This is a genomic window from Moorena sp. SIO1G6 (assembly GCF_010672795.1).
Taxonomy (GTDB): Bacteria; Cyanobacteriota; Cyanobacteriia; order Cyanobacteriales; family Coleofasciculaceae; genus Moorena; species Moorena producens.
Genome location: NZ_JAAHFZ010000006.1, coordinates 195,170 through 221,978, shown reverse-complemented (window position 1 = coordinate 221,978; position 26,809 = coordinate 195,170). Strand labels below are relative to the sequence as shown.

Annotated in this window: 19 protein-coding genes and 1 pseudogene; 5 read left to right on the top strand and 15 right to left on the bottom strand. The window is 44.6% G+C overall.

The window, feature by feature from the left end; translation table 11 throughout:
* Window positions 1–527 precede the first annotated feature (527 nt).
* From F6K63_RS08430 to F6K63_RS08400, 7 genes are all read right to left on the bottom strand, one after another.
* Window positions 528–653 (bottom strand): hypothetical protein, encoded by a 126-nt coding sequence (locus F6K63_RS08430; protein WP_287311655.1) that lies wholly within the window; start codon window positions 651–653, stop codon window positions 528–530.
* 86 nt (window positions 654–739) lie between these two features.
* Entirely contained in the window at window positions 740–1,762 is a 1,023-nt protein-coding gene (locus tag F6K63_RS08425; protein ID WP_287311653.1) for a chlorophyll a/b binding light-harvesting protein, read from the bottom strand.
* Window positions 1,763–2,285: 523 nt separating this feature from the next.
* Entirely contained in the window at window positions 2,286–3,302 is a 1,017-nt protein-coding gene (locus F6K63_RS08420) for a chlorophyll a/b binding light-harvesting protein (protein ID WP_287311651.1), read from the bottom strand.
* A gap of 829 nt (window positions 3,303–4,131) precedes the next feature.
* Entirely contained in the window at window positions 4,132–5,016 is an 885-nt protein-coding gene (locus F6K63_RS08415; RefSeq protein ID WP_287311649.1) for an EfeM/EfeO family lipoprotein, read from the bottom strand.
* A gap of 834 nt (window positions 5,017–5,850) precedes the next feature.
* A complete protein-coding gene (locus F6K63_RS08410) occupies window positions 5,851–6,924 on the bottom strand; it encodes a heterocyst master regulator PatR (RefSeq protein ID WP_008188405.1) in 1,074 nt (357 codons plus the stop codon).
* Window positions 6,925–7,459: 535 nt separating this feature from the next.
* Window positions 7,460–8,056: an urease accessory protein UreG gene (ureG, locus tag F6K63_RS08405; RefSeq protein ID WP_008188409.1), complete on the bottom strand. Its 597-nt coding sequence runs from the start codon at window positions 8,054–8,056 to the stop codon at window positions 7,460–7,462.
* 195 nt (window positions 8,057–8,251) lie between these two features.
* Window positions 8,252–8,710, bottom strand: coding sequence for a chemotaxis protein CheW (locus tag F6K63_RS08400; protein WP_008188412.1), 459 nt, complete (start codon window positions 8,708–8,710; stop codon window positions 8,252–8,254).
* 228 nt (window positions 8,711–8,938) lie between these two features.
* Between F6K63_RS08400 and F6K63_RS08395 the strand changes: the two genes are divergently transcribed.
* Window positions 8,939–9,112 carry a hypothetical protein gene (locus F6K63_RS08395; protein ID WP_154659919.1) on the top strand — a complete coding sequence of 58 codons (174 nt, stop codon included), beginning with the start codon at window positions 8,939–8,941 and terminating at the stop codon, window positions 9,110–9,112.
* 192 nt (window positions 9,113–9,304) lie between these two features.
* Here F6K63_RS08395 and F6K63_RS08390 read toward each other — a convergent pair whose 3' ends face one another.
* On the bottom strand, window positions 9,305–12,892 hold the full coding sequence (locus tag F6K63_RS08390; RefSeq protein WP_287311647.1) for a hybrid sensor histidine kinase/response regulator: 3,588 nt from the start codon (window positions 12,890–12,892) through the stop codon (window positions 9,305–9,307).
* Window positions 12,893–12,925: 33 nt separating this feature from the next.
* Window positions 12,926–13,096, bottom strand: a complete 171-nt coding sequence (locus F6K63_RS08385; protein WP_287311645.1) for a hypothetical protein — start codon at window positions 13,094–13,096, stop codon at window positions 12,926–12,928.
* A 24-nt stretch (window positions 13,097–13,120) separates the two neighbouring features.
* Between F6K63_RS08385 and F6K63_RS08380 the strand changes: the two are divergent.
* Window positions 13,121–13,324: pseudogene (locus F6K63_RS08380) on the top strand (IS4 family transposase); the annotation flags it as partial.
* A gap of 483 nt (window positions 13,325–13,807) precedes the next feature.
* On the opposite strand, the gene F6K63_RS08375 reads toward F6K63_RS08380, so the two are convergent.
* Window positions 13,808–14,392: a thioredoxin family protein gene (locus tag F6K63_RS08375; protein WP_287311632.1), complete on the bottom strand. Its 585-nt coding sequence runs from the start codon at window positions 14,390–14,392 to the stop codon at window positions 13,808–13,810.
* 354 nt (window positions 14,393–14,746) lie between these two features.
* On the opposite strand from F6K63_RS08375, the gene F6K63_RS08370 reads away from it, so the two are divergent.
* The 3 genes from F6K63_RS08370 to F6K63_RS08360 all read left to right on the top strand — a co-directional run bounded on the left by F6K63_RS08370 (window position 14,747) and on the right by F6K63_RS08360 (window position 20,276).
* Entirely contained in the window at window positions 14,747–14,926 is a 180-nt protein-coding gene (locus tag F6K63_RS08370; RefSeq protein WP_154659797.1) for a hypothetical protein, read from the top strand.
* A 107-nt stretch (window positions 14,927–15,033) separates the two neighbouring features.
* Window positions 15,034–15,171, top strand: coding sequence for a hypothetical protein (locus tag F6K63_RS08365; RefSeq protein ID WP_154659796.1), 138 nt, complete (start codon window positions 15,034–15,036; stop codon window positions 15,169–15,171).
* A gap of 29 nt (window positions 15,172–15,200) precedes the next feature.
* Window positions 15,201–20,276 (top strand): WD40 domain-containing protein, encoded by a 5,076-nt coding sequence (locus F6K63_RS08360; protein WP_287311630.1) that lies wholly within the window; start codon window positions 15,201–15,203, stop codon window positions 20,274–20,276.
* Window positions 20,277–20,369: 93 nt separating this feature from the next.
* Here the strand turns inward: F6K63_RS08360 and F6K63_RS08355 are convergent, their stop codons facing one another.
* From F6K63_RS08355 to thrS, 5 genes are all read right to left on the bottom strand, one after another.
* Window positions 20,370–21,839 (bottom strand): FG-GAP-like repeat-containing protein, encoded by a 1,470-nt coding sequence (locus tag F6K63_RS08355; RefSeq protein WP_287311629.1) that lies wholly within the window; start codon window positions 21,837–21,839, stop codon window positions 20,370–20,372.
* 81 nt (window positions 21,840–21,920) lie between these two features.
* Window positions 21,921–23,315 carry an IS200/IS605 family accessory protein TnpB-related protein gene (locus F6K63_RS08350; RefSeq protein WP_287311627.1) on the bottom strand — a complete coding sequence of 465 codons (1,395 nt, stop codon included), beginning with the start codon at window positions 23,313–23,315 and terminating at the stop codon, window positions 21,921–21,923.
* 880 nt (window positions 23,316–24,195) lie between these two features.
* Window positions 24,196–24,396 carry a hypothetical protein gene (locus tag F6K63_RS08345; RefSeq protein WP_287311625.1) on the bottom strand — a complete coding sequence of 67 codons (201 nt, stop codon included), beginning with the start codon at window positions 24,394–24,396 and terminating at the stop codon, window positions 24,196–24,198.
* Complete coding sequence (locus tag F6K63_RS08340; protein WP_008184614.1) at window positions 24,396–24,581, bottom strand: hypothetical protein; 186 nt, start codon at window positions 24,579–24,581, stop codon at window positions 24,396–24,398. Before F6K63_RS08340 ends, F6K63_RS08345 begins: the two co-directional genes overlap by 1 nt.
* Before the next feature lie 32 nt (window positions 24,582–24,613).
* Window positions 24,614–26,431 carry a threonine--tRNA ligase gene (gene thrS / locus F6K63_RS08335; RefSeq protein ID WP_287311622.1) on the bottom strand — a complete coding sequence of 606 codons (1,818 nt, stop codon included), beginning with the start codon at window positions 26,429–26,431 and terminating at the stop codon, window positions 24,614–24,616.
* Window positions 26,432–26,809: the final 378 nt, after the last annotated feature.

The following is a 26,809-nucleotide window of genomic DNA, read 5'->3' as shown; positions in this document are numbered from 1 at the left end:
ACGCTACGCGAACGCAAGTTAGATAACCGTAAGCTATCAGTTATCAGCTATCAGCTATCAGTTATCAGCTATCAGCTATCAGTTATCAGCTATCAGCTATCAGCTAATGCTCTACATCACAGGCTTCTAGCCTGTGCCACGCACGCTACGCGAACAGTTTTTATAGCAGTCGAAGTAAAGCTTAGGACATCTTGTGCTCCCTGCTCCCTGCTCCCTGCTCCCTTTCAAGCAAAAGACTATGTCCTAAACCATGCTTCTCTTGCTATAAATAAGCAATGCAGCGCGGTCATGGGGAAACCCCATGACCGCGCTGCATCAAGACAACAAATAAGGATTAGTTTAATCTTTTTTACGTCAGCACTTCAAGTAGCGAATGGCCTACGGCTGACGGCTGACGGCTGACGGCTGACGGCTGACGGCTGACAGCTGACGGCTGCTTCAGTTTTCCAGGAGGTTTCTGGTTGCATAGGAATTGAGCTTTTTAAGAAAAATCTTTCTTAATAAATAGCTAAAAAATAAAAATCAGATCACCACCCTAGTGATCTGATTGGCTGTTGGTTTACCATAAGGAGGACTAGCTTCCTGTCTAGAGAAGAAACCCTGGCTCTGTGTCTCTTTAGGTGCGCTTTCCGTTGGCGAATTAAATTCGCCACGGGTCGCACCTCTAGATGGCAACTTACATTTTTAGTATACCCCTTAATGCTAAAAATTAGCAACTATTTTTTCAAACAAATTATGATCAAGGCTCTGTCGTTGGATTCTGTTGGGATTCTGAGAGCTTCTCTAAGAACTTAATTTGAGTATTTATTAACACACTGCCAGAACGGGCTTGGACAGCATGCCACAGGTGCCCCCCTAAAAACAAGAGTCCCAAGAAAAACTGAATATTTGCTGCTACCAGACGGTTAGAACCGTAAAATTCAGTGGGAAAGACCGTAGTGTTGTTAGCAACAAAAGCAGCAGATACAAAAGCCATAAACGCTAGAGACCCTAAACTGTAGGAGAGGATTGCTTCTCCTTCAATCTGGAGCGCACTCTGAGCCCAGTTAAATGGAGTGGAGACAATATGCCAAATCCCGCCACCAATACAAAACATTCCAATCCAAATATGACCGCCAATCACATCTTCTAAATTATTGACAGCTGCCATTCCAAGAGGATTCCAACCCCCATCGACAATGCCAAAGAGATAACCAAAGATAGTCACTGGGTTAAGAGTTGGGCTGGTAATGATACGTACATTGCCAACAGCAGCGTCATAAATACCACCAAAGACCATTGCCTTGGCTACCAGCAACAACGCACCCACACCTAGGAAAATCAGATGATGCCCTAAAATAAAGCTCAGCTTCTTGGGGTCAGTCCATTCATAGTGGAATTTAGGCGCGCGTCCACTGCCATCTTTCAAATTTGCAACACCACTAAAAACATGAAATAGACCACCTGCACCCAAAACAGCGGATGCAGCTAGATGCAAAATACCAATCACAAAATAGGGATAGGTATCTGTGACCACACCACCGGGTGCGACACCCCAGCCTAAAGTGGCTAAGTGGGGTAACAAGGTTAATCCTTGCTCGGACATGGGCTGACCAGGCACAAGCTGGGAAATTTCCGCTATGGTAGTTGCGCCTGCCCAGAACATAATCAAACCAGCGTGAGCAATATGAGCTCCTAATAATTGACCGGATAAGTCCCTAAGACGGGCATTACCAAGCAACCACTCCGGAGTAGTTGCTGATTGAATACTATTTGTTGTCATCAGAAATTTTGGGTTTGAAACCCCGTCCTAGAAGGACGGCAAAACATGTTAGAATCAGAATGGTCAACGACCCACCCGAGACGATGGATCAGACAGCCTACACGAGCGAAGTCCAGTAACCTGGCGGCGCAGAAAAATCGGTAGACCGGGAAAAGAAGACGGGGCAATGGAAGTCCAACCCCTGAATCAACAAAGTACATCAAGATTTTTCTTGTTTGGAATTTCAACACATAAGAACCGCAGGGCTTGCGGGGATAGTCTGTGGAGCGACCATAAGACCTGAAGAGAGTAAATCTCTGAGGGCTGGTGCTATGAAGCAGAAACCTAAATCGTGAGGTTTAGGAATCACGGCACTTCGGCAGGCGGTGAGGATGTCAAGAAAACCGAGTATCTCTCTATCTAAAACATAAATTTGGTAGAGTGCTACTCAGCAGCCCAGGAAATTTTTGGTTTAGTAGGTGTTAGATTCATTGGACAGCAACTAACACCTACTATCTAGAGAGGGCTGCTTTTTACTAGCTAATTAATTCAAGCCTTCCTCAAATTTCTTAAAGTCAACGCCGATGGAACGCAATGCATGCCATAGGTGACCTTGAAGAAAGAAGAAAGCTAGGAAGAAGTGGGCATTGGCCAACCAGCAGCGAGGAGTGTGGGCACCCAAAGGCAACTCAATAGTGTCTGCAAAATATGGGGAAACACCAAGCTTGACCTCTAAGGCAGGACCATAGAATTCGACGGGATAGGCTAGGGTATTAACTGCGCAGAAGTAAGCAGCTACAAATCCTGCCAGAGCAATACCGCCGAGAGAGTAGGAAAGAATCGCTTCCCCCTCGAAGCTGACGAGATTCTTTGCCCACTTCAGTGGTGGAATCAGGATGTGCCAAATACCACCACCAACGAGTAGCAAGCCAACATAGATGTGACCGCCCACTAAGTCTTCTAAGTTATCCACCGAGGCAAAATGGGTTTGATAGCCATAGATTGCCAATGGATTAAGATTGGGGCTGGTAACGAGCCTGACATCATGAATGGTGGCATCGTATAGTCCGCCAAAGTACATGGCTTTCGCTGCCAATAACAGAGCGCCTACTCCTAGAAAAATGAGATGATGCCCAAGAATAAAGCCTAACTTCTTAGGGTCATTCCATTCAAAGTGGAATTTAGCGGCACGACCGCCAGCATCTTTCAATTGCGCTGGACCTTTAGCGGAATGGAACAGAGCACCCGCTCCCAGAACAGCCGAGGAGACGAGGTGTAGAACGCCAACGACAAAATAGGGGTAAGTATCCACTATCTGACCGCCTGAGCCTACACCCCAGCCCAAAGTAGCTAAGTGGGGCAGCAGAATCAGCCCCTGCTCACCCATTGGCAGGGTGGGATCATACCAAGAAATTTCAAACAGAGTAAATGCTCCAGCCCAAAAAACGATCAGCGCTGCTTGGCCGACATGAGCAGCTACGAATTTGCCAGACAAGTTGGCTAGGCGGGCGTTACCAGCCCACCAGTCATATTTAACGTCGGGATTACCGTATGTTTGCATACTCGATCCTTACTCGATCCTTAATTGCTTCATTGTTTCACCACCTCCTGTCTAGGGTTGAGGTGAAATCACATGAATCGATTGTGCAGCATCAGGGAGGCAATTTAAACTTAGTTGCAATATTTTTTAACATTTATTGCAACTTATTATCAATTTTAATATTCATAAATTCTCTGAAAGTCTTGTATATCAAAAGTTACAGCTATTTATGCTAATCCCAAGTTACCCAAAATTGTTGTCAACGCCTCTCATCAGTTTTTATTTTATAAATAAGTTTTATCATTAGTTTTTCTAATAGTTGCGGAAAATGCTGTCAAAATAGGAACATCTACTGGTGTCATTCAGCTCAAACTTGACTTATATATCTCAGATATATCTGAAATCGTACAATTTAAATCTGATTTAATAAGACTTAGGCATTGGCCACATATGGACTACCTATAGTGATTTTATATCCCGTTTAGCTCTATATTTATGGATTAGTAACGGACGGAAGCCTCAGTGCTGCTTGATTTAATGCCCGATGGCTCTAACCACCCTTATTGGTTTAATGTGATCAGAAATTCTATAATAAACCCTTTGGTAACACTTGACAAATTTTAGCAATACGTATACTGTCTATTCTAAGACATCTTCTCTTATGTCTGATAACGAGCCAGAATCGCGGCAGAGATTACATTTATTACTCTCTGCCGCGCTTTTCTCTGCTCGTTTACCGGCATAGGCATGATCGTCTTAGGCCAATGGTATTAGGCATAAGTAGGATTAAGGGCAAAAATCATTAACCCAAAACTCAACAGCTAACACCGTGTCACCGTGCCACCGTTCCCTAAACTTCAAAACCAATGGGTAGTTCTAAAACCTTTGCTGCTTTGTACAACGCTCTCCGGAACCGATAGCCCACGTCCACAATGTCTTTTCGCTGACTAATGTCGAGAGAACTATAGGGTTGAGCTGCAACTTCGCCCTGGGTGAAGTAAGGTTTAAGTTTGCCTTTTGCTGCTTTATAAGCTGCCTTAACCTCTTGATCTACACTGGGGTCTTTGTCTGCCACTTTTGCTGAATAGGGAGCATACTGGCTGAAAATTCCAATCCAGTTATCTGAGAAGATTAACAGGCTCTGATCCGACCAAGTTTCTTCTTCCCCACAAATCTTCTTGGCTACTACTTCTGTCGCCAAAGCAATCATCCCCTCAAAGTTCAAGGTGGAATTGAAGTTCTGTCGCTGATCTAAATCTTTGATTAGGGTTTTGACACTCTCGACCAACTCCTTAGCATAAGGGAGGGCTGGTTTCACCTTCCGTTCCCGGTACAAGAGAACTTCGATCCGGTGAAATCCCTTAAATTCTGGGTTATCCTCCCCGCCATCAAAAGCAGAGGGGCGAGCATCAATATCCCGGTCAGTGTCTTCAAAGCTGGCGGCGTAGGTTTCGATTTGCTCGTAAGGAGGACGGGCTTTGACATAAGCGTCTTTGGCATTTTCCAAATTGCCACTGCGAATTGCTTTCACTAAGTCTTCGACAAGGGGTAGCTGTACTTGGGCTTGTTGTCGGAAATACCTTAAGCCCTGATCAACCTCTGCAGCATAGGGATCCCTACCAGCTGCTGCAATTAACTCCTTGCTTGAACCAGGGCGAATCAGGCTAGAAGCCGCTAGGGTGCCTAAACCACCGACAGCAGTAATTTGCAGTATTTTTCGTCGATTAATTGTCATGGGGTTAAACTTGAGAAAGATTCTTTTTTAGCTTCGATTATTATAGTAGACCTTGATCAATTTGATCAGAAATTTTATCGATAACTTAAACCTTAAAGATGTGATGAAGAGGTTGTGAAGAGGTTGTAAAGATACAAGTATCCCATACCACTCATTAAAAGTGGATCAAAAAAAGGCGTTGCTGATTCTGGGTATGGTTTAGCCCCCCTAGGGCGTGTCTTCAAACTCCGAGTACCCCCGTTTCCCTTAAAAAAGGGGGACTTTGAGTATGGCTCCCCCCTTAATAAGGGGGGCTGGGGGGGATCTAATATCTTGCGGAAAACTTTGAAAACACGCCCTAGCCCCCCTAGGGCGTGTCTTCAAACTCCGAGTACCCCCGTTTCCCTTAAAAAAGGGGGACTTTGAGTATGGCTCCCCCCTTAATAAGGGGGGCTGGGGGGGATCTAATATCTTGCGGAAAACTTTGAAAACACGCCCTAGCCCCCCAAGCGAGCAATCCCTCGCTTGGGGGGCTAGGGGGGCTTTAACTTTCACCAGATGATCGCGCATTCATTCCTTAATTCAGCAACGCCCAAAAAAAAAGTGGCAAGTCACACTAGTGTTACTGATCCCAATTCTGGAAACTACGGCTACCCATCAATTTAATCTCCCCATCTCCCGATCTCCCCATCGCCCGATCTCCCCATCTCCCCATCTCCCCATCGCCCGATCTCCCCATCGCCCGATCTCCCGATCTCCCCACACGTCCCACACCTCCCACACTACCCGTTTGACCCTGAGGTAAAAAACCTACCCCTGTGGGCTACTCCCTGCTCCCTAAAACCAACACCTATCCTAATCAATCAGACGAAACACTTTCTTCTGCTTTTGAGCAGGTTGCTGTGATTGTTCTTGCTTAATTGTTTCTGGGTTGCTAGAGGGCTTCTGAGACTCTTTTGGCTCAGTTGATTCGCTAACTTTTGGTTTTTTCTCAAATACATTAACTCCTGCACCTTCTAACTCAATTACCCCTTCTGGAGAGACCCTGGCAATCTTTCCACTCAAAGCGGCTACCCAATCAGCAAAGCTATCCATCTTTTCTACTTGCTTTTTGAGGGTCTTGCGATTGAGTTCTGCCTGAACGGTTATGCCATTGTCCCCAGTCAGGAGTAAGGTAACTTTCTTGCCTTGCTCCGGTAAATTGGGTCTTTCGGTAAACTTGATGGTGATTTCGGGTTTTCTTCCTTGAATCATGATAACTTCATTGGGTTTAGTTTTAGGGCTTGGTTGAGGTTGATAGTCAGTTTTTTCTTCGGAGTAATGGGAATAGAAATTTGAGTCTTCTAGATTTACGTTAACTGGATGAGCTTCTTCTATGTAGAGTTGCTCTCCTACTCGTCTACAAAATAATTCCCAGAAATCATCCTTTTCTGCTGGTTGTGGCAAAGACCCCTGGAGACTTAACAAAAAAGGCTGCCATGGATAACTTTTGGCTTTTCCTCTAGGAGGCAGGTGATTGCGTTCTACATACATCACCACTGCTTCTGGCTTGACATCGTGAATTAAACCACGAACTCGAAACTGATCGACTCTTTCATCACTGGGAGAATGACGTAGAGTAGTTTTCCCCTCTAGGGGAATAAATTTTTTGATTTGAATTTGAGCCAGTTTTCCTGCCTTGGTGATGCGGAAATATACTCGCCAGAGATAGACTTTTTTCTCACCAAAAGAGGGGTTGGTACTTAATTTCTTCCACAAGGGTTGGTGCATATAGGCACTGAAGCTGATTCCTTGTTTGAGAACAAGAGTTCCTTTAACTGACCTATTAGGCTCTTGAGATGGGTTTGGGTCAAATCGCCCAAACAGATAGCCCAGAGCCGAAAACTCGGTTGGACGACTAGGAGGGGTAAAGGGGACAACAACTTCCATTGGATTGGTAATTAAGGAGCCATTATATTTTAGACTATCAAATCACAGCAATCAGATGGACTTAACTGGTTGAGTTTTACTTCCGATAATTTACTAAGGCTGTGGATATTGTTGAGGAAGAAGAGCTTACTCCCTGTTTTCAGCAGGAAAGGGAAACCCTGGAAAGCAAGGGGTCCCAGTGATTGAATCTGTCTAGGAATGGGGGTGACGAGGGTGTGCGATCGCCTTTTTGGTATTCAACCAGGATAACGTTGGCTCTACCAGCTCTGCTAGGTTTATGTATAATTTGATACATTTTTTCCCATGGAAGCAAAACTTACAGCACTTTTCAATAACTATTTCTGGTTTAGTCCTATAGTTGAGTAGATTAAAATTGCTAAACTATGGAATAATAATTAATTATATAGCATTTTTCAACTAAGTGATAAATGCTATAACACAAACAAAAAAAACATTATCATCACCACCCATGCTCCCATGATCAGATTAGGTTTGATTCCCACACTTTTATTACTCCCTTCTCAACCGACTTAATCTAGCCCATGTCAAGTTTTATCACCTCAATCACCGTAGAGATTCCCTCTTTAGTTTTCAAATTCGCAAACACAAAGGGTTTATCTCCTCGCATCTTTTTAGCATCCCGTTCCATCACCCCCAAATCTGCTCCCACCTGAGGTGCCAGATCAATTTTGTTAATCACCAGCAAGTCAGACTTGGTGATTCCTGGTCCTCCTTTACGAGGAATCTTATCCCCAGCAGCCACATCAATAACGTAAATAGTGAAATCTACTAGTTCTGGACTGAAGGTTGCTGCTAGGTTATCCCCTCCACTTTCTAGGAACACCAAGTCTAAATCAGTAAACCGATTTTCCAGCTGTTCAATGGCTGCCAAGTTCATCGAGGCATCTTCCCGAATGGCAGTATGGGGACAACCCCCCGTTTCCACACCCAGAATGCGATCGCTTTCTAGGGCCTGACTCCTAACTAAAAACTGGGCATCTTCCTGAGTATATATATCATTGGTGACCACAGCGATTTGATAAGAGTCTCGCAGCGCTTTACACAATGCATCTAATAGAGCAGTTTTCCCTGAACCAACTGGACCAGCAATCCCAACACGAAAAGTACTCATGTTAACTAACTTAGAGTTAATTTTAATAGTGTAGTTTATTTATGGTCATTAGCCATAAATAAATTGTTAATTGCTAATGATAAATTAACAATTAACAATTGGCAATTGGCAATTTTAGATTTTTATTATAGCAATGGCTGTAATGGTGTTGGCAAATTTAAGGGATGAAGCGCGCAGCGCTATAACTATTGACGATTAAGGGGTCAAGGCACCGACTTGCTGTAAATCCAAAAGAAAAATTTTCTGAGTAGATGCTTCGTTTGATATAACAGCTGCATGAGATATCATCTCCAGAACACTGGCCTGACGGTAAGACTTCGGGATAGGTCGCATCATGTCTTGGGGTAACTCCACCAAATTGGGCAGATCATCCACAAAAATTCCCCAAAGTTCGGAGTCCCTAGGACGAATAATTACTAAGAACCTTTGGTTAGGGCTTCGGTGAGGTAAACTACCATCGCCCAACTGCTGATGTAAATCCCAAACTTTAATCGTATGCTTGCCTAGCTGAACTAATCCCATGGTTTTCATCTCCCGGCTGATTTCAGTGGTAAAATTTACCACTTTCAGGACATCCCTAATCCCAAGACATAGGGAATAGTCAGCAATCTTAAAAACCATGAATTTGTCTGGCTTTGAATTATTGTCTAACATCGCCTTTATTTAACCTTATTATAGCTATTAATATTTAGGAAAAGGGAAACTTTTATTTTTTTGATAATTTGTTAGGCTAAAAAATTTTACGTATTAATGATAAATTAATAATTAAAAATTACCAAATCATTCCAGGATATAGGGTTGAATATACTGTTGATAATACTTAGGCAGTATATAGCGTTTATCTGATATCTTGCACCATTGTCATTAATCGTAGGGTGGGCAGTGCCTACCAACGTGGTTTGCAAGCTTCATTATCTGTCTGATGCACTGCCCACCCTACATGAACTATTACCTATTAGCTATTACCTATTACCTATTAGCTATTACCTATTAGCTATAGCAGAAGTCAGAAGTCAGAAGTCAGAAGTCAGAAGTCAAACTCTTGCGCTTACTTAGGTTTGAGACTTTTGTCATGTACTAACTGCCCTGGCGACTGCTATATTACCTATTAGCTATTACCTATTACCTATTACCTATTACCTATTACCTATTACCTATTACCTAAAATCCCGAAATTGTGTACCTCATAGCTATGAGAATTGCTATAGTCTTTATTCCCCCTACTCCCTACTCCCTACTCCCTACTCCCTACTCCGTTATTGAGGGTGAAATGGGCTCAACAACATCGGTTACTGTTGTCAACAATTTGTGTTCCAAATAGGGCTTAGTGATATAAGCCTTTGCCCCCAACTGTGCAGCAATCAAGCGGTGTTTATCGTTACTGCGGGAGGTGAGGATGACTACAGGAATATCTACCAAAGTTGGGTCTTGCTGGCAGTGTTTGAGAAATTCAAACCCATTCATGCGAGGCATCTCAATATCACAGATCACTAACTGTATATCTGTCTGATGCTGTAGTTGCTCAATGGCTTCATAACCATCCTGGGCTTGAAACACTTGATAGCCATTCTTTCCCAAGGTCATGGCTAGAGTTTGGCGCAGGGTGATCGAGTCATCTACCAGGAGTACCTTTGGCTTATGTCTGACCCAGAACGGTTCAACCAATGAAGGTGGAAGCTGCTTTCGTGAAAGGGTTTCCATTGCTTGGGTGGCTTGGTCATCGCTTTTGCTTTCAACCTTCAATGTGCTAACCTTTAACCTTTGACTGCCATCGGTCCGCTGGTCAGATAGGTACTGGATCAATTCAGTCCCATCCAGCACCAGTGTTAACCGACCATCCGCTAGAATACTGCCCCCATTGACATAGGGGGGTGGCACAATCATTGTGCCCAAAGGACGAATCACCAACTCCTGGTCTCCGAGCAGTTGCTCTACTTCCAGACCGACAAGCTGATCCTGGTAATGGATGAGAATGATTGGTCTAATCGTCTGTTTAGGAACAACAGGTTGATGGGGATGGGTTACCGAGAATGGATTTGCCACAGAGGAATAATCTAGGACTTGCCCAAGTTGGTAGACTTTAACCAGTTGCTGATCACTCCCGGTACCCAAGTGAAGCACTTTACCATCTTCCCAACTTCGGAGCTGGTGTTCCTGAGGAATAATAATTTGCTTGACTTGATCAGTGATCAACCCATAAACTTGCTTCCCAGCCTGGCACAGGAGTAACTTACCTATGGTTAAACTCAGGGGAATTTGTAGTCTAAATCTGGTGCCAAGGTCGGGAGAAGAATCAACCTGGACGGAACCCCTCAGAGCTTTGACCTGGTTTAGGACAACATCAAGACCAACACCTCGTCCAGAGAGGTTATTCACCCCAGAGACAGTGGAAAAGCCTGGTTCAAACAACAAATTCCTCAGCTGAGCCTCACTGAGACTATTACTCTGTTCGAGGTCGATCAGTTCACGTTCTACGGCTAGTTGGCGAATCCGTTTAAAATTCAACCCTGGCCCATCATCTTTGACTTCAATCACCAAATGTCTGCCCCGATGGCAAGCAGTGATTTCAATTAATCCGTTTTCTGGTTTGCCCTGTTGTTGCCGTAGAGCAGGAGTCTCAATGCCGTGGTCAAAAGCATTACGCACAAGATGCAGCAGGGGGTCGTACAGTTTCTGGGCAACAACTTTATCCACTAAAACATCATTACCAGAGATTTTTAGCTCTACCAGCTTATGGTGGGAGGCTGACAACTGCTTGAGGACAGGGGGGAAACGACTAAATATTTCCCCTAAAGGCAACATCCGAGCCTCCATCAAGACATCACGATGGTTGGTTAACAACCGACGTTGTTGTTCGAGAGTCTTACTGGATTGGGTGGTGAACAGCTCAATGTCATAGGCAGCTTCTGTTAATTGTATAGCGTCTTCTAGAACTGACTGAATCAGAAGCTCGGGTGTACTATAACGCTTTAGTTCCAGGTCATCGAAATAGTCTGTATCAAGAAGGTTAGTGGGTTGAAGGTTAGTGGGTTGAAGGTTAGTGGGTTGAAGGTTAGTGGGTTGAAGGTTAGTGGGTTGAAGGTTAGTGGGTTGAAGGTTAGTGGGTTGAAGGTTAGTGGGTTGAGAGCGTAGCGTGGCCTTTTGGTCAAGGTTGGCAGTAGGATTGGGGTTGGTAGCAAAGTTTTCCTTTAAACCTTCAACCTGAAACTTGCTAACCTGCAACGTTTTTTCTGCCCAAGGGTAGGAGGAAAAGCTAGGATTTGAGTCGGTAGCAAAGTTTTTGTTTAAACCTTCAACCTGAAACTTGCTAACCTGCAACCTTTGCCTAATCTGCTTTTGTTGCATCAAAATAAACAGGCGGTCGTACCAATCTTGCAGTTGGTCGAGCACTTGCTGATGTTGGTGGACACGATCTTGGAGTACTCGCACTGCCGCCAGCAGTTGTTCATTTTCAAGCAACTGGCGGTTTTGGTTGGTTAGTAATTCCCCAATTGTGTAATTCAGGTATTCTAGATGCTCAATATTTATCCGCACAGTACCAGATTTATCCCTAGATGATGGCGTGCTTGGATGTTGGTTGGAGGGAGTTATGGCGAGATGGGAAGAGTTTAGAGGAGAATTTATAGTGTTGCCTATGGGCGGGATGATCTCGTCTGTGATCACTTCGGGCTCTTGTGCTTCTTCTTTGTTTTCATTATCTCCATCAATCATCCCCATGTTGTGCAAAACAAAATTTTTTTCTGTGCCAACTTCTTGCTCAGGGGAGGCTATCTCTCCATCCAAGACATCTATTTCTGTTTGCTCCGACCTCTGCAATTCTTTACTTTGATCAGAGGTTTGGTCATCTAGTGTAGTTGACCCTCCCCAGATCATTTCCACAAGCTGGGACTGTTTGCTTGTTTTAGATTCTGGATGAGTAACGGAAGAATTATTAACAATACCTTCTTCTTGTTTTACTCCCGGCTCAACCGGATTAAGGTCTTGTTCTTTTCCGTTGTCCAAGACAGAAGATTGATTGTGAATTATCAATTGTGAATTTGGAATTGAAGACCTCAGGTCAGCTAGTTGTTGCAGAGCCATAGAAGGTTGACCACCTTGAGTCCTATCCCCTTCTAGCACTGCTGCTTGTGCTGCAACGAAATCACACAAAGCCGTCTTGGCAATAGTTACCACCTGTTCGGGATGGTTGTCTAGGGCTGCGATCGCATTTTTGGCAATAGCGGCAAACCCTGGTAAATTAAGAGATTGCCCTAACCCCAAGAAAATGTCTGCTTGGTTGCGAACTGTGATGCTGATTTCAGTGGGATTGTCACTATTTAGGGCAGCTTGGATTAGGTCTAACCCTTGGCATACCCCCACTTCAAAAATGGACTGGGTGACGTCGAAGCCCAATTCTACTGAGGTGGGCAGATAGGATTCGAGACCAAAACAGTCCCCCAGCTTCTCTTGGAGTTGGGCAACAACAGCAGCAGTTCGATTCTTGATTTCGGTGTCATCGATTTGCCCCCCTGTGAGTTCAGCGGTCAGAGGTAGGCGGAGACACTCATAAGCTTGAAACAGTAAGGCTTCAATTTCTGGATTAATGGACAAGTCCGGGTTAAACAGAGCTTTAAAAACATCCTCCAAGGAGTGAGCTACCGTGGCAATTGTTTCCAAGCCAATGCTAGCTGCTGCGCCTTTGAGGGTATGGGTAGTGCGCATCAAGTTGTTGACTTTATTGATGCTATAGTGTTCTGACAAACTCAGCAAATCGTTTTCCAAGACTTGCAGCAGTTCCGGTGCTTCCTGGAGAAAGTAGCGATAGCTTTGCTCACGAATTTTTGGGTCATTAGTCATTAGAGAAGTTGTCAAGTGGGTGACGTATTTTTGTCAATGGTTAATCGGAGTAGGGAATCGGGAATCGGGAATCGGGAATCGGGAATCGGGAATCGGGAATCGGGAATCGGGAATCGGGAATCGGGAATCGGGAATCGGGAATTGGTAATCGGGAATCGGGAATCGAGAATCGGGAATCGGGAATCGGGAATCGGTATAAAACAAAATATCTCTATCGAATTAGAATAAAAATATATCGGCAGAGTAAAAGAAGATGGCCGTTCACAACGACGACACAGTAGTTTTTATATAGGATTATATGCTCAAAATTGGGTCAGTTTTAGCGATGAGTGTATTAATTTAGTACGAGAATTAATGAGACTTAATCGTAATAAATGGAAGTATTATTTACGAGGAATGAGAGCTAAATCGCTTGTCCTGTCTGCTTTATAACTATTTTCGTCGCCCCCCCAGATTTAGAATTTAGAATTTAGAATTTAGAATTTAGAATTTAGAATTTAGAATTTAGAATTTAGAATTTAGAATTTAGAATTTAGAATTTAGAATTTAGAATTTAGAATTCGGCATTCGGCGTTGCTTAATAATGGAATGATTTTAAGAGTAGGTGCGCGCCTCCAAGGCCGCGAGCAATCCCTCGCGGCCTTGGGTCGCACCTGTGGAATGGGCATCAGGCGTGGAACTGGCATCTTGCCAGTTTCAATATATTTTCGGGCGGGCAGGATGCCCACTCTACTTCTATTCATTCCTTGATTCAGCAACACCCTGAATTCTGCATTCTACATTCTACATTCTACATTCTTATAAATTATTAATTCTACATTCTACATTCTACATTCTACATTCTACATTCTACATTCTACATTCTACATTCTACATTCTACATTCTTCATTCTTCATTCTCAATTCAGAAACATCTCAAACACCAAAATAAGCCGGTTCATTCCCCGGTTTCCACTTAATATTGCAACCAATACTAGGCTTTTGCTCAGAATTCACTGGTTGCGACCCTAGCACCGCATCAATAGCTGCTCGTAAATCCTTACCGGTAACTGGTATCCCATTACTAGGACGACTATCATCCAATTGACCTCGGTAAACTAGCTCTTGGTTAGCATCGAATACAAAAAAATCTGGGGTACAAGCAGCTGTATAGGTCTGAGCGGTTTCCTGACTTTGATCATGACAGAAGGGAAAAGTGAATCCCAGCTCCTGAGCCATTTCCTTAAGTTTATCGGGAGCATCATCCGGGTAATTATCCGCATCATTAGCGCTAATCGCCACCATACCGATATTAGCATCGGCATAGTCTTTCCCTAGCTTGGCCAATTCTCCCTGTACATGTTTAACAAAAGGACAATGGCGGCAGATAAACATGACCAGTAACCCCTGCTTACCGGCAAAGGTCTCTAAGGAAATCGTCTCGCCAGACACCGCATCCGGTAACTGAAACTCTGGTGCTTTGGTACCTAAGGGCAACATTGTCGAATTAACTAGTGCCATCGTTTTACTCCTAAACTATTGCGGTGACAACTTATATTCTTCTAACCTTGCCTACCATATCAGATCCCATGGCAACGGCTATGATCTGATATAGCGCTACGCGCAAGTCCGCAAGTCCGCAAGTCCGCAAGTCCGCAAGTAAGCTATGACTAAGTTTCGGAGTTTAGGAATGTCAAACATCTGAATGGGTAGTGCTATAGCAGTCGCCAGGGCAGTTAGGACATGACAAAAGTCTCACACCCTTTGTAAGCGATGCAGCGCGGTCTTGGGGGTTTCCCCCATGAGCGACTGCATCAAGAAGCGCAAGAGTTTGACTTCTGACAAATGACTTCTGACTTCTGACTTCTGCTATATATGGTAATCCGACCCAGAACCAAACCAGCAAACCCTCTTCAACCTTCAACCAAACCACCTTCAACCAACCAACCTTCAACCAACCAACCTTCAATCAACCAACCTTCAACCAACCAACCTTCAATCAACCAACCTTCAATCAACCAACCTTCAACCTTCAACCAAAAAAACGTGGTATAATATATCCACTTCCAAGAGGGAGTTGTTTGGAAAAGGTAATCAGAAAGGAACGGAAGATTCTGGTGCCAGCGGTTACCGATGATGAATGGGAATGACTGTTTCAGGTGTTGCAGCAAAGGCGAGTAAAAGATGAAGATCCCTATCAAACCCTTGTCATAAAACAATGGCCTTTCGGCCACGCTACGCGAACGCGCTACCCTTGGAAAGCACAACCGTTGCCCAAGGGAGGGAACCCTAAGGGTTAGCAGTAGTCACTCATGGTAGAAACCCCCCCATGAACGCGCTCCATGGCGACCAAGATCAGCAGAGGGGATGGTCAGGGCGTAAATCCGATTTTGGCAGAAGCACAACAGTTGGAATGAATATGACCGTCCAACCCAAAGATTTCAATGACAATAACAATGAATCATTAAGAATGCTAGCACGGGCGATCGCATTTTCTCAGGGACAATTTTCTCTGATTTTAGCCCGTTGTAATTATCAATCATTGCGGCAGCGATTAACACAACAACTGACAGAACACTACCAGATTAAGTTTCACTCCAGGGCTTTGGCCTCATCGGCTCTTAACCTCTATAGCAATGTTCAAGCGGAACTGACTTCAGAACTACCCAATGCCGTGATTGTTCACAATTTGGAATTAGTCAAGGATATTGATCGGCTATTGGTTTCTACCAATAATGCACGGGATGAATTTCGCAAAACGTTCCCCTTCCCCCTGGTGTTATGGGTAACCGATCAGGTCCAACACAAGCTCAGACGAGTAGCACCAGATTTCACCAGTTGGGCTGCTACTCCCATTGGCTTTGAGATGGCAACGGATGAGTTAATTGATTTTATCGAGCAAACCGTCAATCAGGTCTATGGCAAAGTATTAAACTCTGGTGCTGGTAGATTTCTAGACAATGATGACTTGAATTTGGGCATTGGTTCGACTCGCCGCACCGAGTTAAAGTCAGCCCAGAATGAGCTAAACCATCGTAAAGTCAGATTAGACCCACCGTTAGAAGCCAGTTTAGAATTTGTCTTGGGTCGTGCCGGTGATGGGTCATCACAAGAGTCTCTGGAACATTATCAGCGTAGTTTAGCCCTTTGGCAGCAGATTGAGCCAGAGGCCAGGGCAACCGAGGGAAAACCCCAAACATTCACCTCCTCATCAGAGCGGATTGGATGCTTACTGTATTATTTAGGATTATGGTGGCGTACCTATGGTGAGAGACATCGGGCTGAACATAAAGTGGCTTGTGGTCATGCCGCAGAGTATTATCAGCAATGTATTAAGGTCTTTGAACAGGCTCAGCGACCAGACTTAGTTGCCAAGTTTATTAATCCTTGGGCAGAAGTACTGCAACGACTGGGACAGTGGGATGAGTTGGAGGCGGTTGCTAACACAGCCTTGACTCTCCATCAAACCTATGGTAATCCCTTTAGACTAGCGCGAGCCTATGGCTTTTTAGCAGAAGTTGCTTTATGGAAATCTGATTGGACTAACGCGCAACAGTTAGCCCAACAGGCTCTGTCAATCTTAGAAGAGGCATTGTCTGAATTCTGTACACCAACCTCATGCTCACTCGATACCGATTGTGATTGGGAGCGCTCATTTCACCAAGGTTGGTATTTATTGTCTCTAGCGCGATCGCATCGTGGGGCCGCGCGATCGCAACAGCAACAGCAGCAAGCTAAAATCCAAGACAGTCTGACAACTCTGGAAACGGCTAAAGCCAGAACCAAACCCCAGTATGATCCAGACCTTTACATTCGGATTTTAGAAGAATTGCGCCAGTGCTACTGCCAACAAGGTAACTATTTGACTGCTTTTCGGGTTAAACAAGAACGACGCTCCATTGAGCAGCAGTACAATTTTCGAGCCTTTATTGGTGCTGGTCGATTGCAGCCTAAACAACAGGTAACTAACCCAGCATTACCAGATCTAGAATACCACAATTCTGTGACCCCAGCCATTGCGGCCTCTGGTAGACAAGGGGATGTTAATCGCTTAATGCAACGTATGGGCCGTAGTGACCATAAACTAACGGTAATTTATGGTCAATCAGGAGTAGGTAAAAGTTCCCTTGTCCAAGCTGGGTTAATTCCCACTTTGAAACAAAAAACCATTGGCTCCCGTGAGGTTTTAACGGTTTTCCAGCAAGTTTATACCGATTGGATTCCGGAATTTGGGAAAGCCTTAGCCAAGTCTCTGGCCGAAAAACACCTGATTAACTATCAGGCTAATACTCTCGAAACAACAAGCGCAATTCTCAAGACATTCTGGAAAATAACAGAAGAAAATATCCTAGTGGTTTTAGTCTTTGACCAATTTGAAGAATTTTTCTTTGCTGCCAAAGACATAAAACAACGACTGGTTTTCTATGACTTCCTGAAGAATTGTTTGAATATTCCCTATGTTAAAATTATTTTATCCCTTCGAGAAGATGACATTCATTATTTGTTAGAGTGTAACCGTCTAATTAACTTAGATGTCATCAACAACAATATTTTAGATAAAACAATTCTTTACTATCTCGGTAACTTTTCCCCAAAGCAAGCTCAATCAGTTATTCAAAGCTTAACTGAACACACGGCATTTTCTCTAGAGCCAAAGCTAACGGATGCCTTAGTTAAGGATTTAGCAGGAGATACCAATGAGGTGCTCCCCATTGAATTGCAAGTGGTAGGAGCTCAGCTCCAAGCGGAAAAAATTACCACCTTAGCAGATTATATAGCCAAAGGTCCTAAGGAAAAACTGGTTGAACGATACCTAGAAACAGCTATTAAAGACTGTGGTGAAGAGAACGAACGAATCACTAAACTTGTTTTGTATTTGCTTACCGATGAAAACGGGATGCGGCCCCTAAAGACTAAGGCTGAATTAGCGGAAGATTTGGACTTAGAAGAGGAGCAACTAGATTTAGGATTAGAAGTGCTAGTGGGTTCTGGGTTAGTCTTTGAAGTGCCAGAATACCCCGCTGATCGTTATCAGTTAGTTCATGATTATTTAGTATCATTTATTCGCCAAGGACAAGAGCCTCAAATCCTAGCGGAGTTAAAACTCACCAAAGAAGAACTAAAGCAAGCACTCCATCAAGAACAAGAGGAACGAAGACGAGCAGAAATTGCAGAAATTAAAGCCCTTAATTCTCTATCTCAAGCTCTACTATCTTCCCACGACCAGTTAGGAGCATTGGTCGCTAGTGTAAAAGCTGGTAAACGATTACTCACCACAGAGGTTACTCCTGATATCAAACAGCAACAAGTCAATCAGCTTCAGGAAATTATCAATAACTTGCAAGAGTGCAATCGTTTGGAAGGACATAATGCGGGAGTATTTGGTGTTTGTTTAAGTCCTGATGGTAAACTAATTACCTCTGCTAGTGAAGATGGCACGATCAGGATTTGGGGAATTGATGGGAAAGCTTTGACAAGCTGTCGGGGCCACAAGGAGCAAGTGTTTAGCATTAACTTTAGTCCCAATGGTGAGATGTTTGCCTCTGCTAGTGCTGATAGCACCATCAAACTCTGGCAACGGGATGGTAGGTTACTGAAAACTCTCAGAGGTCATAAAAACCAAGTTTTCAACATTAGTTTTAGTCCCGATGGTCAAACCATTGCTGCTGCTAGTAAGGATGGCACGATCCAGCTCTGGCATCCTAATGGTACTCGGATTAAAACCCTGACCAGGTTTGGTCCTGCTAACTTTGGGATTAGTTTTAGTCCTGATGGTAAATCCCTTGCGATCGCTAGTGAAGATGGCACTATCAAGCTCTGGAATTTACACAGTAGTTGGCCCAAAATTTTCAATCGTCATGCTAGGGGTGTCTTGAGTGTCTGCTTTAGTCCAGATGGTCAGATGCTGGCTTCCGGGAGTTGGGACGGTACCGCTAAACTCTGGAATATAGATGGCAAAGAACTCAACTCCATCGATAATTATGGCTTGCCAGTCTATCGGGTTAGATTTAGTCCCGATGGTCAACTATTAGCACTAGCAAGTAAAGATAATCGAATTCGACTGTATAACCTTGATGGCATTAAGCTCAAGACCTTACGAGGACACAAAGGGTCTGTGTGTGGGGTAAGTTTCAGCCCCGATGGACGGCTACTGGCTTCTGCTAGTGTAGATAAAACTATCAGACTTTGGAGTCTTAAGGGCATTGGACTGAATACTCAGCAAAGCCATACTGGTAAACTTATCGGCTTTTGTTTTAATTCTACCGGTCAGCAGTATGCTTCAGCTAGTGAAGATAAAACAGTGAAACTATGGAATTTAGAAGGCACATTACTCAGAACATTTTCAGGACATCAAGCTAGTGTCAGGAGTGTCAGTTTTAGTCCTAAAGCAAAACTATTAGCCACTGCTAGTGTGGATGGTATCATTAAAATTTGGCATCTTAATGGAGCCTTACTGCAAACCTTTCCAGCCCATGGTCTGAGTATCAGGAGTCTAAGTTTTAGTCCTGATGGTAAAATCCTGGCCTCTGCGGGTAATGACAGAATTATCAAGCTGTGGGGGATTGATGATAAGTATGGACAGGATAAGGGAGTACTCTTAAATACTCTTAACGGTCATATTGCTAAAATCTATACCATTAGATTCAGTCAGGATGGTCAAATGCTGGCTTCCGCTGGAGAAGATAAAACCATTAAACGTTGGCATCTTGATGGTAGCTTAATCGATCCGATTCCAGCCCATAGTCTAAAAATAGTCTGTTTGAGATTCAGTGGGGATGGTGAAATTATGGCTTCCGCTAGTGCTGATAAAACGGTGAAATTATGGAGTTTGGATGGTAAACTGATCACTACCTTACAAGGACATCAAGCAGGAGTTAGAGGTGTTGTTTTTAGTCCAGACAGTCAAATTATTGCTTCAGTTAGTGCTGATAGAACGGTAAAGCTTTGGACTCGTGATGGTAAGGAATTCAAAACCCTAAAAGGACATCTTGCTCCTGTGTGCAATGCCTGTTTCCTGGCTGATGGTGAAACTTTGGTATCGGTCAGTGAAGATGGTACTGCTAAAATCTGGAATATCGATGGTACAGAAATCAAAACCGTTGGCGGACCGATTAATGACAGTACAGTCCTAGGTGTAAAACCTGGACAGGGGATAGTTACCAGGGGGAGTCATACCACTACCTCTGATTTAAGCTCTGATTTAAAGGATTTATTGGTGAAGGGGTGCTATTGGATCAGGGACTATTTGAACCATAATCCGACCTTGAGTGAAAGCGATCGCAAATTGTGTGATGGGGTTTTACCAGAACTGTTGAATGGGGAATCGGGAATCGGGAATCGGGAATCGGAACCCACCCCTAACCCCTCCCAGGAGGGGAACGGGAGTCGGGAATCGGGAGTATAGCTTTTTTTAGTCTAATCAGGTACACAGGATTCCCTGTTCCCTGTTCCGGTGATCCGCTGTTCCCTAGCTAAATACTGCTATAAACAAGCTGCTCTACACAACTAGACCGATTGCTGAGCCATAGAGGATTTGAGTAGCACCAGAATTGATAATACTTCCGAGGTCTTCACCAGGAACTCCTATGGCTAAGTCATCGTAGCCGTCCCCATTGAAGTCCTGCACCGCCAAGCTAGATCCAAAGTTATCGTACCTCTCAGCTATATCGTTAACGCCAGAACTATCTTGGGTCCAGAACTGGTTGCCAGTAGTAGTCAAACCAAAGACGGAACCGTAGATAATGTTTACAGCCCCAGCATCAGTGATTGAATTGATATTTTCATAGGGACTTCCCACGGCTAAGTCATCGTAACCGTCCTTGTTAAAGTCGCCCACAGCTAAGGTAGTTCCGAAGCGGTCAAATCTTTCAGGGTTGCTGCCAATGAGATCGTCTTGAGTCCAGAGTTGGCTACCAGTGGTAGTCAAGCCTGTTACAGAACCATAGAGGGTATTAACTTTACCTCCATCGGTTACGTTCCCATTGGTCAAATCTTCATAAGGAGCACCGATAGCCAGGTCATCATAGCCATCCCCGTCGAAATCTCCCGCAGCTAAACTGCTACCAAAGCGGTCACCTTCTTCATCACCCCCTTGAGGAAAGGCCGTCTGGGTAAAGAATTTGTTACCAGTGCTCCTCAGACCGAAGAAAGAACCATTGATAATGTTAACTATGCCAGTATCTTTAATCGATCCCAAATCCTCGTGAGGCGTTCCTACAGCTAAGTCATCATAACCATCCCCATTAAAGTCCCCTGAAGTTAGGGTCTCTCCAAAGCGATCGAAAGCTTCATTAAAACTACCACTAAGATTGTTTTGCTCCCACAATTGGCTACCAAAGCTAGTTAAACCTGTTGAAGATCCTTGGAGGACATTGACTTTACCTACGTCACTGTTCCCATCAATATCTTCATAAGGAGCACCGATAGCCAGGTCATCATAGCCATCCCCGTCAAAATCTCCCGCAGCCAAGCTGCTACCAAAGCGGTCACCTGCTTCATCACCCCCCTGAGGAAAGGCTGTCTGGGTGAAGAATTTGTTACCAGTGCTGGTCAGACCAAAGAAAGAACCATTGATAATGTTAACTATGCCGGTATTTGTAGTCGATCCCCAATCTTCGTAAGGGGTGCCTACAGCTAAGTCATCGTAACCATCCCCATTAAAGTCCCCTGAGATCAGGGTATCTCCGAAGCGATCGAAAGCTTCAGTTGAACTGCCAGCAAGATTGTCCTGGTTCCACAATTGGCTACCAAAGCTAGTTAAGCCTGTTGAAGATCCTCGGAGGACATTGACTTTACCTCTGTTGGTTTCCCCACCAACATCTTCGTTGGGTGTACCTATAGCCAAGTCACCCCGACCATCACCATTGAAATCTCCTCCAGTTAAGCTAGTGCCGAAGCGGTCATAGGCTTCATTGCCTCCGGAAGGAAATACGGATTGAGTCCAGAATTGATCGTTGGGAATATTCATAATGTTTATCTAATTTAATGAAGCTTCCCCCACCTGGTTTCACCGTTCGCGTAGCGTGGCCATAGGCCAGGTGGGGGTGTCCTATGCTAACCTGAGACTACCGCTAGTCCACAAGTCACAGAGACAAGCCCAGCTTCTAGGCGGTCGTCGAGATCTTTTGCTGGAACGACCCCCGTTGCCATTTCTGCGAACGAGTTTAAACACGCCTCTAGCTCCGATATTGTAAGCGCCATTAAGATTGGCCGTAGGCCACGCTACGCGAACGGCATTGAACCGCTTTCCTGAAGAGAAAGTTGCTAGAGCATAATTTTTGGAATTACGTTTGACTGTACCTGAACCATCATAGGCAAGCTTCGAGGTGTAAGCCGCCACAACCTCAATTACTTTCCCTCCTAATTCAGCCCATTTCATTTCAGTAAAATCGCGAATTTTAGATTTGAGCCATCCGTGGAAGCGTTGACGGAGATTAGACCTCTTCCGCCCACCTTTTGGCTTCCATCCCTTGAGGTTCTCAAATACGATTGCTTCCGAGTTGAATTTTTCAGCAATCTCAACAATTCGCTTAGAAACGATATGGCCGATTTGGTTATTGATTCTTCGGCATTTTTGATAGGTCAAAGAGCAAAAACCTTTGTGTAGTTTTCCTCCCTTACCCATCGTTTTAGATGCCCGTACGGATACGGATTTCAGTCGTTTGTCCCTGCGGTCTATGTCTCTTCCCGGGTGTATGAACTCCCTGTGGATTACAGTGCCGCTGTGGGTTACGACTGCTATTGTTGCGGTGGTATTAATTCCTAGATCTACCGCAGTTACATTGGCTTCTGGTTTTCTTTTTTCCGGTTTGCAAGCGAACGGAACAGACAAATGACAACATCTTTCATTGAATACCAATGAAGGCGACATCAATTTGTTAGTTGCTACTTTATGGCGTTCCCTTAGTCCGGTTATTTGAACACTAGTCCAAACCCAGTCAGAGCCATCAAAGACTTTGATTTCGACTTGATTAAAACCGTGTAGTTTATAGCACTGTCCTTTATACAGAGCGGGGTAGCAGCCAGTCTCAGCGTTTAACCTTGGTGGTTTGCTGTTTCTCCTTTTTCGCGTACCTGATTGCCATTCGCGGTAACGGGTTACATAACTACTAACTTGACCGGCAGCAAATGCAATCGCAGCTCGACGGTAATAGCTAGGAAATTTGTAGAAAGCTTTGTTGAACTGAGGGTATTTAATGTTAGGACGCTTAGCCGTTTGGTGCATTAGCCGCTCGACAGCAGGAGTTAACTGATTGGCCGTAGGCCACGCTACGCGATCGGCAGTCAAACATCCTAGCTCAGTCCAGTGAGTATAAATAATTCCGACCAAGTACCGACAAGCACGGCGATATACCTTAACCGTTTCCCCGAACAGTAGTTTTTGATCGGGGGTTGGATTAAGTCGCCATTTATCGGTTCTTATGATTTTATTCGGCGTTTTCACGCTTTCTAACAAACTAACCTATAACTAATATTTTATTCTACAAAATATAAGATGATAATTGGTTGATTAATGTTCCCGGAGACGAAGCTTTTCATTGTGGCTTGCTCCTTAACCCCCACCTGAACGAGGTGGGGGAATGCGTCGCACTATTGTTCAAACTCAACAAGCTGCTTTTTCTGGGACAATAGTTTTAATCGTCCTGTGTCAGTTTATTGATGTTGGGTTGATCTCCTTGGCGTTGCTGATTCTGGGTATGATTTTGCCCCCCTAGCCCCCCAAGCGAGGGATTGCTCGCTTGGGGGGAACAAAACTCCCAAAGTCCCCCCCGGTGCGCGCCTCCTAGGGCGAGTAAATCGCCCTTGGGTCGCACCGCAAAGTTGGGGGACTCACGGGGGCTTTAACAGGGGGCTTTAACAAAACTAGATGATCGCGCATTCATACTTCAATTCAGCAACCCTAAGAATTCTGTCGTTAATCAAGAGTCCAGGTGATCTACCAAAACCAAATCGATCATGAAAGCTAATGCTGATTTTTCTTGGCACCAAAAACTTATTGGATCCTCTTGTGACCTTCGCTTCTAGCGGTGCGACCCGTGGCGAATTAAATTACGGGTCAAGCGCACCGGGAGGTTTTCCAAAACCAATCTATTGGGCAAACTATTGCGCTAGCAAGCTACATTGCTGCATCGCTTTTTCTAGCAATGCTAGTAGAGGTCTCAAATGAAAATACTAGATATCAAGTGCTCCCCTGAGCTTAGGTGTTTTTTCTTTTGCTACTTTAAATTGCTAGCTATTAGAACAATAAACTAGTTAAGATGGATGGCTGATTTATCTACCAAAAACAGTATTACATATCAATCCGAAGTAATTGAGCTACTTCACTAAAAATTTACTAAATCTTTAAACGAATAAAGTTGTTGTAAAAAATACTTTGAGGAGAGATATAGGGCTGGGGTAAGGGAATCGGGAATCGGGAATCGGGAATCGGGAGTGTGGGCAGAGAGGGGAGTGTGGGGAGAGGGGGGAGTGTGGGCAGAATTTTCCACAACAGATGCAGCGCCGACCTGAGAGGGTTTCCCCATCAGCAACGGTTGTAGTTTGTCCCATTAGCAACTGCATCTTGAGGGGGGAAGAAAATTGACTGTACCTGATAAATATCAGAAACCCTATAAAAATATTTCCTATCTCCCCATCTCCCTATCTCCCTATCTCCCCATCTCCCCATCTCCCCATCTCCCCATCTCCCCACACTTCCCACACCTCCCACACTTCACTCTCTTCCCCTACTCCCTTGAGAATCTAAAAATTCTCTCGATTCCGATTTGCCTGCTCCATCTTCTCTACAACCTGGTCTATGGGCATCATGCCCAACTCCCCAGCGGCACGGGTACGAATATTCAAACTATTGGCTTCGACTTCCTTGGCACCAACCACACTCATCACGGGGATTTTAGCCTTTTCGGCATTACGAATTGCTTTACCGAGCCTTTCCCCACTGGTATCGACTTCTGCTCGAATCCCATGCGATCGCATTTTTGCTGCCACTTCCTGAGCAAAAGGCAACTGTGCATCCCCTACTGGTAACAATCGTGCTTGTACTGGTGCTAACCAGAAGGGGAAGTCTCCCCCATACTGTTCAATCAATATGCCAGTTAGGCGCTCCAGGGATCCAAAGGGGGCACGGTGAATCATAATCGGGCGTTGGCGAGTACCATCTTCTGCCACATACTCCAAATCAAATCGTTCTGGCAAGTTGTAATCTACCTGTACCGTTCCTAACTGCCATTCCCTGTCCAGGATATCCTGGAAGATAAAGTCCAGTTTCGGGCCATAAAATGCCGCTTCCCCTGGTGCTTCAAAGGATTCCATGCCCAAGGTATCCACAGCACGGCGAATTGCTGATTGGGCTTTTTCCCAAGCCTGATCCGAACCAATATACTTATCCGAGGCCGGGTCACGGAAACTCAACCGTGCTTTAAAGTTCTTCATTTGCAGACTTTTGAACACTGAGAGGATTAAATCCACCACATTGAGGAATTCCTGATCCAACTGATCCGGCATCACAAATAGGTGAGAATCATCCACCGTGAAACCGCGCACCCTGGTCAACCCCCCCAGTTCCCCAGATTGCTCATAGCGATACACTGTTCCAAACTCTGCCAAGCGCATGGGCAACTCCCGGTAGGAGCGCAATTCACTCTTATAAATTTGGATATGGAAGGGGCAATTCATCGGTTTTAGGACAAACCCTTGTTCTGTGGCTGCTGCTTCCTCATCCTCAGCCATCATCGGGAACATATCCTCTTTATAGTTCTGCCAGTGACCGGATACCTTAAACAAGTCCACTCGACCAATATGGGGTGTCTCCACTTGTAGATAACCTCGTTTAACCTGTTCTTGTGTGAGGAAATCTTTCAAAAGGGTACGCAAAACTGTTCCTTTCGGGGTCCACAGGGGTAATCCTGGTCCAACCGGGTCAGAAAAAATAAACAGTCCCAGTTCCTTACCCAGCTTACGGTGATCCCGTTTCAGGGCTTCTTGCTTACGGCGCTTATATTCCTGTAGTTGCTCTGGATTTTCCCAAACTGTACCATAAATGCGCTGGAGTTGAGTGTTACTCGCATCCCCTCGCCAGTAAGCCCCAGCCACACTTTCCAATTGAATTGCCTTCGGGTTGATTTCACTGGTATTTTCCACATGGGGACCAGCACACAAATCCCACCACTCATCCCCCAGGTGGTAAATCGAGATCGGGTCTTCTAAATCTGCCAAAATTTCCAGTTTATAGGGTTCACCCAGTTCCTTGATCCGCTGTTGAGCTTCTTCCCGTGACACCTCTTCCCGAATTACCGGAAGCTTCCGCTTAATGATTTTGACCATTTCCTTTTGGATTTTCTTCAGGTCTTGCTCAGTAAACGGTTCTGGGTGATCAAAATCATAATAAAAACCATTTTCAATCCAAGGGCCAATAGTCACCTGAGCCTTCGGAAATAGCTTCTGGACGGCCATTGCCATCACATGGGACGTTGTATGACGGAGCCTTTTTAGGGTCTCGGATTCGCTAGTACGGGGCAAATGAATTTTTTCAGGCTGTTCGGAGGCTTCTGAGTATACCATCGGTGACTGTTCTATGGAATTGATTGACACTCCCCGGCCTTTAGGCGCGGGGATTCCTAGATCAACGAGCCGCCTTAAACCATGGAGTTCTCATTTTTGACGCCGCCAAAAACAAGACAATACTCAACCGAGAATCCGTCAAGACCAAATTCCTAGTCAATTCACCATAGACCCAGAGGGCAGTTCTCCTTAGGGGTTTAACTACTTTCTGGAAGTGCCTTACAAAGTCTGTTTCTCTTCCTTTCGTCTGGTTCCGGTGTGCCCCACCGTACCGTTTTTTTTATCAAAGTTTGATTCTTCTGGGTTCACACACCAACTGTTAATTGATGATTGGGTTTTTAAGGAGGAGATTCCCTACCCTCCGGGCATTACTACTTT